Below are 14,646 nucleotides of genomic sequence, written 5' to 3'. Positions count from 1 at the left end.
GTGTCTTTTGTGCTGCTCTACCCATCGAACCCCTGCTCACGCTACAGCACCCGGTCTCTCATTCCTGGTGCTGCTGATTGCGTTGCGGTAGTCCATCCTGCAGCGTTGCTAAGTAAAACGGATGTTTTGGTGCAGTCTGTTCGATAACGAACCTCCCTGATCAATCCGTGATGCTTTTGGGTTTTATAGCCGAACAATGTTATTTAAGCAATTGTCCTATGCCAGAAACCGCAATCCGTATGCTTTTTGTATCCTTACCCGGGTTAACGGCAATTTCCGGATTTCATTACATAGGAATAACCATTAGTTAGATTCGCTACCCTAAATAACCGTTTGAACAGAACGTTTCAAGCACGCAGACCCTCCCCCGGCATTTGCGTTACGCCGTACACCGTAACGGCGAGCGCGGCTCGTTACGTTACGCGGACCACATAACGCGCCGCCAGAACGCGATTAAAGAACGGATTTCCGTTTAGCGCCCACTCCATCAAATTCACGCAAAGCCTCGCCGCATCGGGCCGAGCGCTTTATCGCCAGAAAATCCTGCTGATTGGTCTGTCGAAATGGCACGGCTCATGCAGAGATAGGTTCGCAGCGACACCCAATAACACATGCGATCCGAGGGCGACATGAACATTCAAACGACCAGCACCACCGTACGGGCAACCCTGATTGCGGCAAGCATCGCCGCGACGCTTTCTCTCGGCGCCTGCGGCGGCGGCGGAAGTCTCAGCACTGGCACCGGCAGCAACGGCAGCGGATCCGGCAGCGGCACGCTGTCCACCACGGGCAGCGGCAGCGGCTCGTCGGGTTCGGGCGGTTCCGGCTCCAATCCGAGCACCACGACGACCACCACCACGACCGACACGGGCGGCACCTCGGGTACCGGCACCACCACCACGACACCGATCGCAAACGCACTCGGCACCACGACCAACGACGCGAGCGGCATCGTCGACGGCCTCGGCAAGACGGTGTCTGGCGTCGGCCAGGTGATCAGCTCGCAGACCCTCCCCGTCGTCAGCACGCAAACCACTCAGGCCACCGGCCAGGTCGTGCAGGACGTGGGCTCGGCAGTGTCGACGCTCGCCACCGGTCTGTCGCAGGGACTCGGACAGCTCGGCACCGGCAACAACGCAGTCGGCACGACGGTGGCAGGCGTCGGCGGTGTGGTCGGCAAGGTCGGCAACGCGGTCACGGATACCGGCGCGCTCGTGACGAGCCTCGGCAGCGGCCCGCTCGCGCCGCTGGCCGCGCTGACCACGCCGCTCGGCGGAGTCGTCAGCACGCTCGGCACGGCGGTCACCAACGGCGGCAGCACGCTCACGACCGCCCTCTCGACGGGTCCGGTCCAGCAGGTCACGCAAACCCTCAGCACCGCGATCACCCCGATTACGTCGATGGTCGCCGCGACCACGCAAACAGTCGGCACCGTGACAGGTCTCGGCGCACCGGTCAACACGCTGCTCTCCACGGTCGGCGGCGGACTCGGCAAAGCCGGCACGCTGCTCGCCTCGACCGGCAACAACCCGGTCACGACCGCGCTCGGCCAGACCGTCACCGCAACCGGCACGACCGTTGCCTCGGTGGGCGGCCTGCTGACCGGCGGCACCAGCACCAACCCGCTGTCCGCACTGACCACGACGCTGGGCGGCCTGACCGGCGGCCTTAGCGGCATCAGCGGCGCCACCGGAAGCACCGGCAGCGGCCCGCTTGCTCCGGTCACCGGCCTGCTCACCACCGTGACGAGCGGTCTGAGCGGCGCACTCGGCGGCGTCACCGGCGGCTCCGGCACCAGCAGCAGCCCGCTTGCTCCGGTCACCGGCCTGCTCACCACTGTGACGAGCGGTCTGAGCAGCGCAACCGGCGGCACCAGCAGCCCACTGGCTCCCGTCACCGGCCTGCTCACTTCCGTGACCGGCGCACTCGGCGGCGTCACCACCACGGCAGCGGCGACGACATCGTCGGCAACCGCCTCCGCCACCACGTCGGGCACCGGCGTCGCGCTGTCGGCGACCAGCGGCAAAGGAACCGCGAGCAATCCGCTGTCTCCGGTGACCTCGCTCGTCACTGGCCTGCTCGGCGGACTGACGAAGAAATAAGCGGCCCTGTCGCGACGCTAAGACCTCGCGAACAAGCTGCCGAGACCCGGCTCCGGTACGCGGCCCGCCAGCCGCGCCCGGATCCGCCGGGGCTCCTGCCTGACCTGGGCCGCGCCGCTCAGACATCTGTGGCAACGGCGCACTGAAAACACCCGCACACAACAACTGATAGACACAGAGGAGCACACATGTCCACTCAACGTTTTTTTACTCTCCCTGCGGCATGCGCGACCGTGTCGTCGTTGCGCGCACCGCTGGTCGCCGTGTCCGTGGCGGTCGCCGCCCTGCTCGCGGCGTGTGGCGGCAGCACCGTCAGCGCGCCGCCGACCACGTCAGGCACCGGTAGCGGCAGTGGCAGCGGTTCGACCAGCACCGGCACGACCACCACCACGACCAAGGGCACCACCGGTCTCGCCACCGCCGCCGCGCAAACCACCAGCGATCTCGGCAGCACCATCGCCTCGCAGACCATTCCGGGCCTCAGCCCGCAGGTCACGCAAGGGCTGGGCAATGCGGTGTCGAGCACGAGCGGCACGCTGACGTCCCTCGCCGATGCGGTCAGCAACGGCGTCGGCCAGACCGGCACCACCGCGAACCCGGTCGGCACGACCGTCGCCGGACTCGGCTCGGTGGTCAGCTCGACGAGCGGCGTCGTGCAGGGATTGAGCACCGCCGTCGGCGGGCTCGGCGCCGGCAATCTCGCGCCGCTGTCGCCGGTCACCACGCCGCTGGCCGGCGTACTGTCGACCACCGCCGGCGCACTGAACGCAGGTGGCGCAACGCTCGGCAACGTGCTGGCGTCCGCGCCGGTGCAGCAGGTCACGCAGCCGATCAGCACCGCGATCACGCCGATCGTGCAAACCGCCGGCCTCGTCACGCAGACCGTCGGCACGCAGACCGGCCTCGGCGCTCCGCTCGGCGGCGTGCTCGCGCAGGTTGGCGGCGCGTTGAGTTCGGCGGGATCGAAGGTCGGCTCGACGACCGGCAACCCGCTCGGCACCGATGTCGGCACGCTGGTCAGCTCGCTCGGCAACACGGTGACGAACGCAGGCGGCCTGGTCAATCCGAACGGGCCGAACGGCGCGAATCCGATTCCGGGTCTGATCGTGAGCCTGGTCGGCGGCACGACCGCGGTCGTTGCGCCCGGGACGGCCACCAGCGTCAATCCGCTGAGCCCGCTGCAAAGCTCGCTCGCGAGCCTCGGACTCGGCAACAATCCGCTTGGCTCGCTGTCGTCGCTGCTTGGCGGATCGCCGCTGTCCAGCCTGAGTTCGGCGCTGAGCGGCACGCCGTTGAGTTCGCTGACGTCTGCACTGAACGGCACGCCGCTGAGCTCGCTGACGTCGGTGCTGAGCGTCACGACCGGCGCCACCGGTACATCCAATCCGCTGACGACGCTCACCAGCACCCTCACCGGTCTGACGGGCAGCGCATCGGGTAGCGCCTCGGGCAGCGGCGCTGGACAACTGTTGTCACCGGTGACATCGCTGGTCGCCACGTTGACCGGCACGCTCAGTTCGGCGGCAGGTTCAACAGGTAGCGCGAGCGGTTCCGGCAGCGCGACGAACGGTTTGACGACCCTCCTCGGCAGCCTGGTTCCGTTGAGTCATAAGTAGTTTGCCTAAGTAGTTAGCCTGAGCATCGATCGTAACGATGCGATGCGCATGCCCGTACTGTCCGGCGAGATGTACCGTAGTGAATCTCGCCGGACAGTGCACAAACAGCGCACATGCATCACGCATTTACGATTCGATTCAACACGTATTCCGCTTTTTTCCTCACACGCTCAAGCTGCGCGGAGCGCGTGACGTAATACAGGCAAGCATGGCAGTAAGCATCGAGCCTCACATAAGCGATCGCGACCAGCCCGGCCAGGCGGCGCGCCCGCGACACAAGAACGGCATACGAGGAAAATCCGATGAAACTCGGGTACGGCAGCAAATGGACCCTTTTGCTCGCGGCGCTCGCGGCGAGTACGTTGCAAATGGAAGCACATGCGCAGTCCCGTCCCGGCGGTACGGCAGTCGGCGGTAATCCGCTCGATTCGCTGCCGCAAGTCAAGGCTCCCGATCGCGGTCCAAGCGTGACCGTGCAGGTCGAGCAACAAGCTCCACAACTTCAGGAACTGCTCGCCCGCCATCTGACGCCCACGCGCGTGCAGGTCGAGGGCGTCAAGTCCATTCCGTTCGATGAAGTCGCGCAACGCTTCACCCCGCTCGTCGGCAAGGACATCACGATCGGCGAGCTGATCGAAGTCGCCAACGGCGTCACCAAGCTGTACCAGGAGCGCGGCTATGCGCTCTCGTTCGCGTTCGTTCCGGCGCAATCGTTCGCGGACGGCGTCGTACGCGTGACGGTGGTCGAAGGCTACGTGTCGGCCGTCAAGGTGACCGGCAGACCGGGCGCGGTCGAAGACAAGATTCGTGCGATCGCCGACCACATCGTCGCCGACCGGCCGTTGCGGCGCGCGACCTTCGAGCGCTACATCAACGTGCTCGGCCTGTTGCCGGGGATCAAGGTCGCCGCCAACGTGGCCCCGCCGCAGAACACCGACGGCGCGACCACGCTCGAACTGAAAGTGGATCGCAAACCGTTCGACTTCAGCGCCGGCGTCAACTTCAACCAGCCGGGCGTGCAGGGTCTGCTGACCGCCACCGAGAACGGGCTGACCGCGCTCGGCGAACAGTTGAGCGTGTCGGCGCTGCTGCCGAAGGGACGCGACAACGTCACCTATCTCGCCGCGCACGCGGCCGTGCCGATCGGCAGCAACGGGCTGATCGGCAAGATCGACGCCACGCACTATCGCGGCAATCCGGTCGACAATCCCGGCCTGCCCGGCTACGTTCAGCGCACGGTGATCAACGACAGGATAGGCGGCTCGCTTGCGTATCCGCTGCTGTTGAGCAACTCACGGAGCGTGATCGGCACGGCCTCGGTTTATGCGTCGCACGACGAAGATCGCTACAACAACCAGGTCACCGGCGCGCAACTCGGCTTTCGCTCGCAAGTGCGCGTGATGCAGTTGCAAGCCGACTACACCGCCGTCGATACCGGCCAGGTGAGGCGCGCGAGCATCGCCGTATCGAAGGCATTCGACATTCTCGGCGCGTCGAAATCCGGCGACTCGAACGTGCCCGGCTCGCCTGTGGTCAATCCCGCGTCGATCACGTTCGTGAAGAGCGCCGCCAGTTTCTCGCAAACCAACGAATGGCCGATGAAGATCGGCACCTCCGTTTCACTGACCGGGCAGTACAGCGCGGTATCCCTGCCGACTTCCGAGCAGATCTCGTTCGGCGCGCAACGGTTCGCGCAGGGCTATCAACCGGGCGAGGCATCGGGCGATTCGGGCTGGGGCGCGATTTTCGAAGTCAATCGTCCGTTCACGCCGGGGTTCACGTATCTGCGCACGCTAGTACCCTACGTCTCGTTCGACATGGCTCGCGTTTACCTGCATGCGGGTACGCCGTCGCCGTCGCGGCTCTCGTCGATCGCGTTCGGTTTCCGGATTTCGGACGCGAAGTACTACACGCTGGATCTGTCGGTTGCAAAGGCGCTCGGCGATGCGCCGGTCGAAAGCCCGTCGCGCAGCCCGCGTATCAATGCAACGTTCTCGTACCAACTGAATTGACGACTGGCAAACGTGCCGCGACCTGATTAGAGGGTCCACTATCAAACGTCGCGCGCACTTTCCCGTATTCTGCGCAGACTACGCTCGAGCGACCACGAAGGTCAGCGGGTTCCGGCCCGCGTCACGGCTTGCACATCACCAACCGTTGTAGCTGAAGCAGACCTGAGAGGCAGTACCAGGCATCACGGTGACCTGAAACTGAAGCCGCCCGAGATGCCGATAACGCTGCGCGACCACGATCGCGCAGTTCTTCATCAAGGAGGAAGACAACATGCAATTCACTCAACGCGCTCGCACCCTCGCCGTTCGTACCGCCCGACACGCTGCACTTGCTGGCGTATTGCTCGCCAGCGCCGTCACCGCGATGGCGCAAACCGATACGCCCGCGGGCACGTGGCAAACCATCGACGACAGCACGGGGCAGCCGAAAGCGCTCGTGCAGATCACGCAGGACGGCAGTGGTTCGCTCAACGGCAAGGTTATCAAGGGACTCGGCGCCAACGATCAACCTGATCGCCGCTGCACCGCATGTACCGACGCACGCAAGGATCAGCCGATTCTTGGCATGACCATCATCAACGACATGAAAAAGGATGGCGACGGCTGGGATCACGGGCAGATTCTCGACCCGGAAAACGGCAAGATCTACAAGTGCAAGATGCATCTTGAAGACGGTGGAAACAAGCTGGTGGTGCGCGGGTATATCGGCGTGTCGCTGCTGGGCCGTTCGCAGACTTGGGTGCGTCAGCAGTAATGCGCGGATGATCTGAAGCCGCTGCCGGAATTACCCATCGAAGTACCGGCCAAAGTGGACTGTGGTTCACAGCCCGATGCGGGGGATGCTGGCAGAGCTAACGCCTGACCGTAGACACGGTCAGGATTCACAAAAAATGGCCGACGATCATCATCGTCCGGCCGTTTTTTATTTGATGTGTCCGGATTGTGCGTGTCATGCAGCGTGCTTGAACGGCGACACGTAAGTGAACGGCGACGGCGGCAGCGGCCTGGCTTTGGCCGGCGTGTACAACGACGGCGCCACGCTCGCGGTCTTCGCTGTCGAAATACCCTTCTGCTCAGTGCCCGCGTGCGTGCGCATGCGCGCTTCCATCAGATTGCACAGTTCTTCACTTGCGGAACCAGCCAGTTGCTCGGTGACACGTTTGAGCACGCCGGATTCATACCAGGCCTTGAAGCGGCGATGACACGTTTGATACGACGGGTACTTGCGCGGCATGGCCGACCAGGTCGCGCCGCTGTACATGACCCACAGCACGCCGTTAAGTACCGAACGGGTATTGGCAAGTGGGCGTCCACGCAATTCGGAACGCGGACGCAACTCAGGGAGCAGCGGTACGACCCGTTGCCATTCCTCGTCGTTGATATCGCGATGCAGATTCATGATTGACTCCTTTGTCAGAAACAGGAAGGACAAAAGATAGCCAGTCCTCCGCGCACGGAGAATAAGACCAATCTGAATCTTGAAATTAAGGTGTTTGGCGTGGCCGGTTCAGCGCCTGGACGACACCAGGCGCATGGAAAAAGCACCCCCGGCAATGTCACGCAACCCGCGTGTGCGGGTTACGTCATCCCGTATCAGGTCAACGAGGTGTCGACGATCCGGCGCGGCGTGTCGAGATATTCCTTCGATTGCATCTCGACGATGCGCGATACCGTCCGCGTGAATTCGTTAGCCATCGGGCCGTCAACATAGAGTTGCTCGGGCGGCACGGCGGCGGACATCAGCAGCTTGACCTTGTGGTCGTAAAACACGTCGATCAGCCACGTGAAACGGCGCGCTTCCGAGGCCATGCGCGCAGACATCTGCGGCACGCTGGAGAGGACCACCGCGTGAAAGCGGCTCGCCAGTTCCAGATAGTCGTTCTGCGAACGCGGGCCGCCGCACAACGTGGCGAAATCGAACCACACGACGCCATCAGCCTTGCGCAGCGCCTTCAGTTCACGTTTCTCGATATGCAGGATCGGACTCTCGTCGGGAACCGCGGCAAGACGCCCGAAAGCGTCGCGCAGCGCCTTGTCGGCGGCCGCGTTGAGGGGTGAGTGGTACACCTCGACTTGCGCCAGCGTACGCTGCCTGTAGTCGATCCCCGCGTCGACGTTGAGCACGTCGAGCTTCGACTTGATCAGCTCGATGGCCGGCAACATACGGTCGCGATGCAGGCCATCCGGGTACAGCGTGTCCGGATCGTAATTGGACGTCATCACGAACTGCACGCCGTTCTCGAACAGCTTGTCGAGCAGACGGTACAGAATCATCGCGTCGGCAATATCCGACACGTGGAATTCGTCGAAACAGATCAGGCGATATCGCTTCGCAATGCGACGCGCGAGTTCGTCGAGCGGATCGGCCTGGCCTTTCAGGTCTTCCAGTTCGCGATGCACTTCGCGCATGAACTCGTGAAAATGCAGACGCGTCTTGCGATTCAGCGGTGCAAGCATGTAGAAGCTGTCCATCAGGAAGCTCTTGCCGCGCCCTACGCCGCCCCACATGTACACGCCACGCGGCAGGTCCGGGTGAATGAGCAACTTCTTGAACGCGTTCGAACGACGCGACTTGTACTCGGTCCACTCTTCGTAGCACCGCTGCAGACGGTCGACCGCCGCGCGCTGCGCCGGGTCCGACTGATAGCCGCGAGTCTGCAGTTCTTTTTCGTAGTATTCGGTGACGTTCATGGTGTTGCTGCAAAAAGAAAGGCGGGAGGGAGTGAACCCGCCCGCCTTTGTGGTGATGCCAGAGTGCTTTCAGTCAGGCGTGCGCGTGATTACATGTTCAGCGCGCGCTTGTCGACGGCCAGCGCGGCTTCGCGCATGACTTCCGACAGCGACGGGTGCGGATGGCAAATGCGGCCGAGGTCTTCCGACGCCGCCTTGAATTCCATCGCCACCACGGCTTCCGCGATCAGGTCCGATGCGTTGGCCGAGATGATGTGCACGCCGAGCAGTTCGTCGGTCTTCGCGTCGGCGATCATCTTGACGAAACCATCCGCCTTGTTGATGCCCAGCGCGCGGCCGTTTGCCATGAACGGGAACTGACCCGTCTTGATCTCGCGGCCTTCCGCCTTCAGTTGCTGCTCCGTCTTGCCGACCCACGCGATTTCCGGTTCGGTGTAGATCACCCACGGAATGCAGTTGTAGTCGATATGCGGCTTCTGGCCGTCGATCACTTCCGCGACCAGCACGCCTTCGTCTTCCGCCTTGTGCGCGAGCATCGGGCCGCGCACCACGTCGCCGATTGCGTACACGTTCGGCACAGCCGTCGCGCAGTGGTCGTCAACGTCGATGAAGCCGCGTTCGTTCGCCTTCAGGCCGATCGCTCCGAGGCCGAGGTTGTCGGTGTTCGGCACGCGGCCGATCGACACGATCAGGCGGTCCGCGTCGAGCGTCTGCGCGTTGCCGTCCTTGTCCGTGTAGGCGATCGACACGCTGCTGTCGGTCGTCTTGATTTCGCCGACCTTCACGCCGACGTGAATGTCCAGACCCTGCTTCTTGAACTGCTTGGCCGCTTCTTTCGACAGCGACTGGTCAGCCGCGCCGAGGAATTCCGGCAGCGCTTCGAGCACGGTCACGTCCGCGCCCAGACGACGCCACACCGAGCCGAGTTCCAGACCGATCACGCCAGCGCCGATCACGGCCAGCTTCTTCGGCACGGAGTCGAACGTCAGTGCGCCTTCGTTGTCGGCGACGATCTTGTTGTCGACCGGAATGTTCGGCAGATGACGTGCCTTCGAACCCGTGGCGATGATCACGTTCTTCGCCGTCACGACTTCGGCTTCGCCTTCGCCGCTGACTTCGATCTGCACGCCGGCGTCCGTCTTGCCGGTTAACTTGCCGTGGCCCTTGAGCCACGTGATCTTGTTCTTGCGGAACAGGAATTCGATGCCCTTCGTCATCTTCTCGACGATGCTTTCCTTGCGGGCCAGCATCTTCGCGATATCGACCTTGACGTTTTCCACGGAGATGCCGTGGTCGGCGAGGTGATGCGATGCGTTTTCAAACTCTTCCGACGACGCGAGCAGCGCCTTCGACGGAATGCAACCCACGTTCAGACACGTGCCGCCGAGCTTCAACGCGCCGGCCGGGTTCTTCCACTTTTCGATACATGCGACGGTCTTGCCGAGCTGCGCTGCACGGATGGCGGCGATGTAACCGCCAGGGCCTGCGCCGATCACGACGACGTCAAATTCTTTGGACATGACAATCCTTTTGATGACGGAACGGCGCGCGGCCACAGTTAGTGGCGCGCACCGTTCCTGTACTGCGGAATGCGAAAGACGTACTGCTCAGATGGTGCCGGTTTGTGCAACGACAAGCCGGCACCTGGCTGATGGCAATTACAGATCGAGCAGCAGACGAGCCGGATCTTCCAGCGCGTCCTTCATCGCGACCAGCGACAGAACCGCTTCGCGGCCGTCGATGATGCGGTGGTCGTACGACAGCGCCAGATAGTTCATCGGGCGGATCACGATCTGGCCGTTTTCGACCACAGCGCGTTCCTTCGTGGCGTGCACGCCGAGAATCGCGGATTGCGGCGGGTTGATGATCGGGGTCGACAGCATCGAACCGAACACACCACCGTTCGAGATCGAGAACGTACCGCCGGTCATATCTTCGATCGACAGCTTGCCGTCCTTGGCCTTCTGGCCGAACTCGGCAATCTTCTTCTCGATTTCAGCAAGGCTCAGCTGATCGGCGTTACGCAGGATCGGCACCACCAGACCACGCGGCGAACCGACAGCGATACCGATGTCGAAGTAGCCGTGATAAACGATGTCGTTACCGTCGATCGACGCGTTCACCAGCGGGAACTTCTTCAGCGCGTGAACAGCCGCCTTCACGAAGAACGACATGAAGCCGAGCTTCACGCCATGTTCCTTCTCGAACTTGTCCTTGTACTTGTTGCGCAGGTCCATTACCGGAGCCATGTTCACTTCGTTGAACGTGGTCAGGATGGCGTTGGTTTGCTGCGACTCGAGCAGACGCTCGGCGATACGCGCACGCAGACGCGACATCGGCACGCGTTGTTCCGGGCGGTCCTTCAGCCACTGGTCGGCCGATGCCGGGCCCTTGACTTCCGGCAGCGACGGCTTCGCAGCCTTCGGTGCGGCAGCCGGTGCCGGTGCAGCCTTCGCAGCCGGAGCGGCCTGGCCTGCGTTCAGCACGTCACCCTTGGTGATGCGGCCGTCGCGGCCCGTGCCTGCGACGTCGGCGGACGACAGGCCCGCTTCAGCCATCAGCTTGCCGGCAGCCGGCGAAGCCGCGGTGTTCGCACCCGTTGCGGATGCAGCCTGAGCGGGAGCTGCTGCCGGTGCGGGCGTCGCAACCGGAGCCGGCTTCACTTCAGCTTCGACAGCAGCGGCGCTAGCGGTGCCTTCCGTGTCGATCTTCGCGATGACCTGATCGGCCACGACGATGTCGCCGTCGTTCGCGATCACTTGCACGAGCACGCCGGCGGAGGGTGCCGGCACTTCGAGAACGACCTTGTCGGTCTCGACTTCGATGAGAATTTCGTCGACAGAGATAGCGTCGCCGGGCTTCTTCTTCCACTGCAGCATCGTGGCTTCCGAGACCGACTCGGACAGCTGGGGAACCTTGACTTCAACAATAGCCATTATGAATATCCTGAATACGTATCGGGTGACGGCGCGGTGAACGACGACCGCCTGCGAACCGTCTGCAAACCGTGTATACCGCGTGTGAGCCTTCGTGGATCACCGTTGCGGCACGGGAAAGCGCTACGCGCCTTCCCGGTTCGCGATTCTTTTATTTAGCGATCGACGCGCTCTTGAGGCGGCCGAAAGCGCCTTCGATCAGCGCCTTCTGCTGCTCGTAGTGCTTCGCGTAGTAGCCGACTGCCGGCGAGGCCGAAGCCGGACGGCCGCTGTATGCCAGCTTCTGTCCTTCCTTCATGCCGTCCTTCAGGTGGTGCTCGATGTAGAACCACGGGCCCTGATTCTGCGGCTCGTCCTGCACCCAGACCACTTCCGTCGCGTTGTCGTACTTCTTGATTTCCGCTTCGAACTGCTTGTGCGCGAACGGATAGAGCTGTTCGATACGGATGATCGCGACGTCGTTCGCCTTGGTTTCGCGGCGATGCGCCACCAGGTCGTAGTACACGCGACCCGAGCAGACCACGAGACGCTTGACCTTCTTCGCGTCGATCGCTTCGTCCACTTCGCCGAGGATCGGCTGGAACGCGCCCTTCGCGAGTTCCGACAGATCCGACACAGCTTCCTTGTGGCGCAGCAGCGACTTCGGCGTAGCGACGATCAGCGGCTTGCGGAACAGGCGGATCATCTGACGGCGCAACAGGTGGAAAATCTGCGCTGGCGTGGTCGGCTGAACGACCTGCATGTTGTGGTCTGCGCACAGTTGCAGGAAACGTTCGATACGTGCCGACGAGTGCTCCGGACCCTGACCTTCGTAACCGTGCGGCAGCAGCATCGTGAGACCCGACACGCGGCCCCACTTCACTTCGCCCGACGAGATGAACTGGTCGATCACGACTTGCGCGCCGTTCACGAAGTCGCCGAACTGCGCTTCCCACGCGACGAACGTGTTCGGTTCAGCGGTCGAGTAACCGTATTCGAAGCCCAGCACTGCCTCTTCCGACAGCACCGAGTCGATCACGTTGAACTTGGCCTGGCCTTCGGAGACGTTCTGCAGCGGCACGTACGTGCCGTCGTTCCAGCGTTCGCGGTTCTGATCGTGCAGCACAGCGTGACGGTGCGTGAACGTGCCACGGCCCGAGTCCTGACCGGTCAGGCGCACTGCGTAGCCCGACGCGACCAGCGACGCGAATGCCAGGTGTTCGCCCATGCCCCAATCGAGCTTGGCTTCGCCACGGCCCATCGCGCGACGGTCGTTCAGCACGCGCTCGACCAGCGGGTGAACCTTGAAGTTTTCCGGCACCGTGGTGATGCGCTCAGCGAGGCGCTTCAGTTCGGCGAGCGGCACGGCCGTATCGGCTGCGTCGGTCCACTTGCGATTCAGGAACGGAACCCAGTCCACCGCGTACTTGCTCTTGTAGTTCGAGAGCACCGGATCGACCGTGTGATGACCTTCGTCCATCGCCTTGCGGTAGGCCTTGACGAAATCGTCGCCTTCTTCGGCGGTGATGACGCCTTGCTGCACCAGCTTTTCAGCGTACAGCGCGCGCGTGCCCGGGTGCTTCGCGATGGTCTTGTACATCAGCGGCTGCGTGACAGCCGGCGTGTCCTGCTCGTTGTGACCCAGCTTGCGGAAGCAGACGATGTCGACGACGACGTCCTTGTGGAACTGCATCCGGAAGTCGATGGCCATTTGCGTAGCCAGAACGACTGCTTCAGGATCGTCACCATTCACGTGCAGAACCGGCGCTTCGATCATCTTGACGACGTCCGAGCAGTACAACGTGGAGCGCGAGTCGCGCGGGTCCGACGTCGTGAAGCCGATCTGGTTGTTGATGACGATGTGCAGCGTGCCGTGCGTGCCGTAACCGCGCGTTTGCGCGAGGTTCAGCGTTTCCATCACGACGCCCTGGCCTGCGAAAGCCGCGTCGCCGTGGATCTGCACCGGCAGCACTTGCAGGCCGCTGTCGTCGCCGCGACGGTCCATACGGGCCTTCGCCGAACCTTCGACCACCGGGTTGACGATTTCGAGGTGCGACGGGTTGAACGCGAGCGACAGGTGGACCGGGCCGCCGTCGGTTGCGACGTCGGACGAGAAGCCCTTGTGGTACTTCACGTCGCCAGCCGGCAGATCGTCGACGTGCTTGCCTTCGAATTCGGCGAACAGGTCAGCCGGCATCTTGCCGAGCGTATTGACCAGCACGTTCAGACGGCCACGGTGAGCCATCGCGATAACGATTTCCTGGACGCCCTTCGCACCGCCGTGACGAACGACTTCGTCCATCGACGCGATGAAGCTTTCGCCGCCTTCCAGCGAGAAGCGCTTCTGACCGACGTACTTGGTGTGCAGGAAGCGCTCGAGGCCTTCGGCAGCCGTCAGGCGATTCAGGATGTGCTTCTTCTTGTCGTTGCTGAAGTTCGGCGTGGAGCGGATCGACTCCAGGCGTTCCTTCCACCAGCGCTTCTGTTCCGGATCGCTGATATACATGTACTCGGCGCCGATCTGGCCGCAGTACGTGTCACGCAATGCCTTGACGATCTCGCGCAGCGACGCTTTTTCGAATCCGAAATACAGATTCGTTGCGCTGAACTCCTGGTCCATATCGGCTTCGGTGAAGTCGTAGAACGCGGGTTCGAGTTCGGGAATAGCGGGACGTTCGCGGCGCTTCAGAGGATCGAGATTGGCCCATTGCGAGCCGAGGAAGCGATATGCGCCGATGAGGGATTGCACATAGACCTGCTTGCGAGCCGTAGCGAGATCTTCGCCACCAGCTGCCGTGCGCGGGATGAAGGCATTGGCCTTGGCCCGTTGAGCAAACGATTCGACGATCGGGCCGTGGGCCACGTCGTTGGCATTGGTACCGTCCGTTGCCGGAACGTTCTGCAACGCGTCGAAATAGCTGCGCCAGTTCTCGGGCACTGACGCCGGATTATCGAGATACGCTTCGTACATTTCTTCGACGTACGGAGCATTGCCGCCGAACAGATAAGAGTTCGACTGGAATTGCTTCATCATTTTTACGCTCACCTTTCTTCGAGTTTCTCGAGAAATAGCGGGTTACAGAACCTTCCGCGACACGGCCTGACCGTTTAGCGGATTGCGCGAATCAAGTCTTGCTTGGAAGGACCTAAAACTTTGCACCCGGGGAGCATAGCACAGAACGAATACCGCAGATAGCTGGCGGATTGCCGCTGAGGCCTGTCGCAGCGGGATTTCCGGGCTGATTGCGCCGTTCGCAATAGTCTTCTGCGGGAAATGGGGACAAACGGAAGAATGCGCGTACACCGTTGC

10 protein-coding genes are annotated in these 14,646 nt (G+C 62.6%); 4 read left to right on the top strand and 6 right to left on the bottom strand.

The annotated features are described in order from the left end of the window. Positions 1–629: 629 nt before the first annotated feature. The 3 genes from BLS41_RS07700 (at position 630) to BLS41_RS07690 (ending at position 5,730) form a co-directional block, all read left to right on the top strand. The gene (locus tag BLS41_RS07700) at positions 630–2,102 is read left to right on the top strand and encodes a collagen-like triple helix repeat-containing protein (protein WP_074763762.1); all 1,473 of its coding nucleotides are present in this window, start codon (positions 630–632) and stop codon (positions 2,100–2,102) included. 188 nt (positions 2,103–2,290) lie between these two features. Beyond that, positions 2,291–3,718: a collagen-like triple helix repeat-containing protein gene (locus BLS41_RS07695; protein ID WP_074763761.1), complete on the top strand. Its 1,428-nt coding sequence runs from the start codon at positions 2,291–2,293 to the stop codon at positions 3,716–3,718. 302 nt (positions 3,719–4,020) lie between these two features. Next, positions 4,021–5,730, top strand: a complete 1,710-nt coding sequence (locus BLS41_RS07690) for a ShlB/FhaC/HecB family hemolysin secretion/activation protein (RefSeq protein WP_074763760.1) — start codon at positions 4,021–4,023, stop codon at positions 5,728–5,730. A 135-nt stretch (positions 5,731–5,865) separates the two neighbouring features. Here the strand turns inward: BLS41_RS07690 and BLS41_RS38950 are convergent, their stop codons facing one another. Next, positions 5,866–6,003: a hypothetical protein gene (locus tag BLS41_RS38950; RefSeq protein WP_171910207.1), complete on the bottom strand. Its 138-nt coding sequence runs from the start codon at positions 6,001–6,003 to the stop codon at positions 5,866–5,868. Here BLS41_RS38950 and BLS41_RS07685 point away from each other — a divergent pair. Continuing rightward, positions 6,002–6,484: a DUF2147 domain-containing protein gene (locus BLS41_RS07685; RefSeq protein WP_074763759.1), complete on the top strand. Its 483-nt coding sequence runs from the start codon at positions 6,002–6,004 to the stop codon at positions 6,482–6,484. The two genes, BLS41_RS38950 and BLS41_RS07685, sit on opposite strands and share 2 nt — an antisense overlap. 195 nt (positions 6,485–6,679) lie before the next feature. On the opposite strand, the gene BLS41_RS07680 is transcribed toward BLS41_RS07685, so the two are convergent. The 5 genes from BLS41_RS07680 to BLS41_RS07660 all read right to left on the bottom strand — a co-directional run bounded on the left by BLS41_RS07680 (position 6,680) and on the right by BLS41_RS07660 (position 14,370). After that, positions 6,680–7,129 carry a transposase gene (locus tag BLS41_RS07680; RefSeq protein WP_074763758.1) on the bottom strand — a complete coding sequence of 150 codons (450 nt, stop codon included), beginning with the start codon at positions 7,127–7,129 and terminating at the stop codon, positions 6,680–6,682. A 194-nt stretch (positions 7,130–7,323) separates the two neighbouring features. Beyond that, a complete protein-coding gene (gene zapE / locus BLS41_RS07675; RefSeq protein WP_074763757.1) occupies positions 7,324–8,421 on the bottom strand; it encodes a cell division protein ZapE in 1,098 nt (365 codons plus the stop codon). 89 nt (positions 8,422–8,510) lie between these two features. Further along, entirely contained in the window at positions 8,511–9,941 is a 1,431-nt protein-coding gene (gene lpdA, locus BLS41_RS07670; protein WP_074766357.1) for a dihydrolipoyl dehydrogenase, read from the bottom strand. A gap of 138 nt (positions 9,942–10,079) precedes the next feature. Further along, complete coding sequence (gene odhB, locus BLS41_RS07665; RefSeq protein ID WP_074763756.1) at positions 10,080–11,357, bottom strand: 2-oxoglutarate dehydrogenase complex dihydrolipoyllysine-residue succinyltransferase; 1,278 nt, start codon at positions 11,355–11,357, stop codon at positions 10,080–10,082. Between the two features lie 151 nt (positions 11,358–11,508). Continuing rightward, positions 11,509–14,370 (bottom strand): 2-oxoglutarate dehydrogenase E1 component, encoded by a 2,862-nt coding sequence (locus BLS41_RS07660; RefSeq protein ID WP_074763755.1) that lies wholly within the window; start codon positions 14,368–14,370, stop codon positions 11,509–11,511. Between the last annotated feature and the right edge of the window lie 276 nt (positions 14,371–14,646).

This window comes from Paraburkholderia fungorum (assembly GCF_900099835.1).
Taxonomy (GTDB): domain Bacteria; phylum Pseudomonadota; class Gammaproteobacteria; order Burkholderiales; family Burkholderiaceae; genus Paraburkholderia; species Paraburkholderia fungorum_A.
This window is presented reverse-complemented; position numbering and strand designations above follow the sequence as displayed.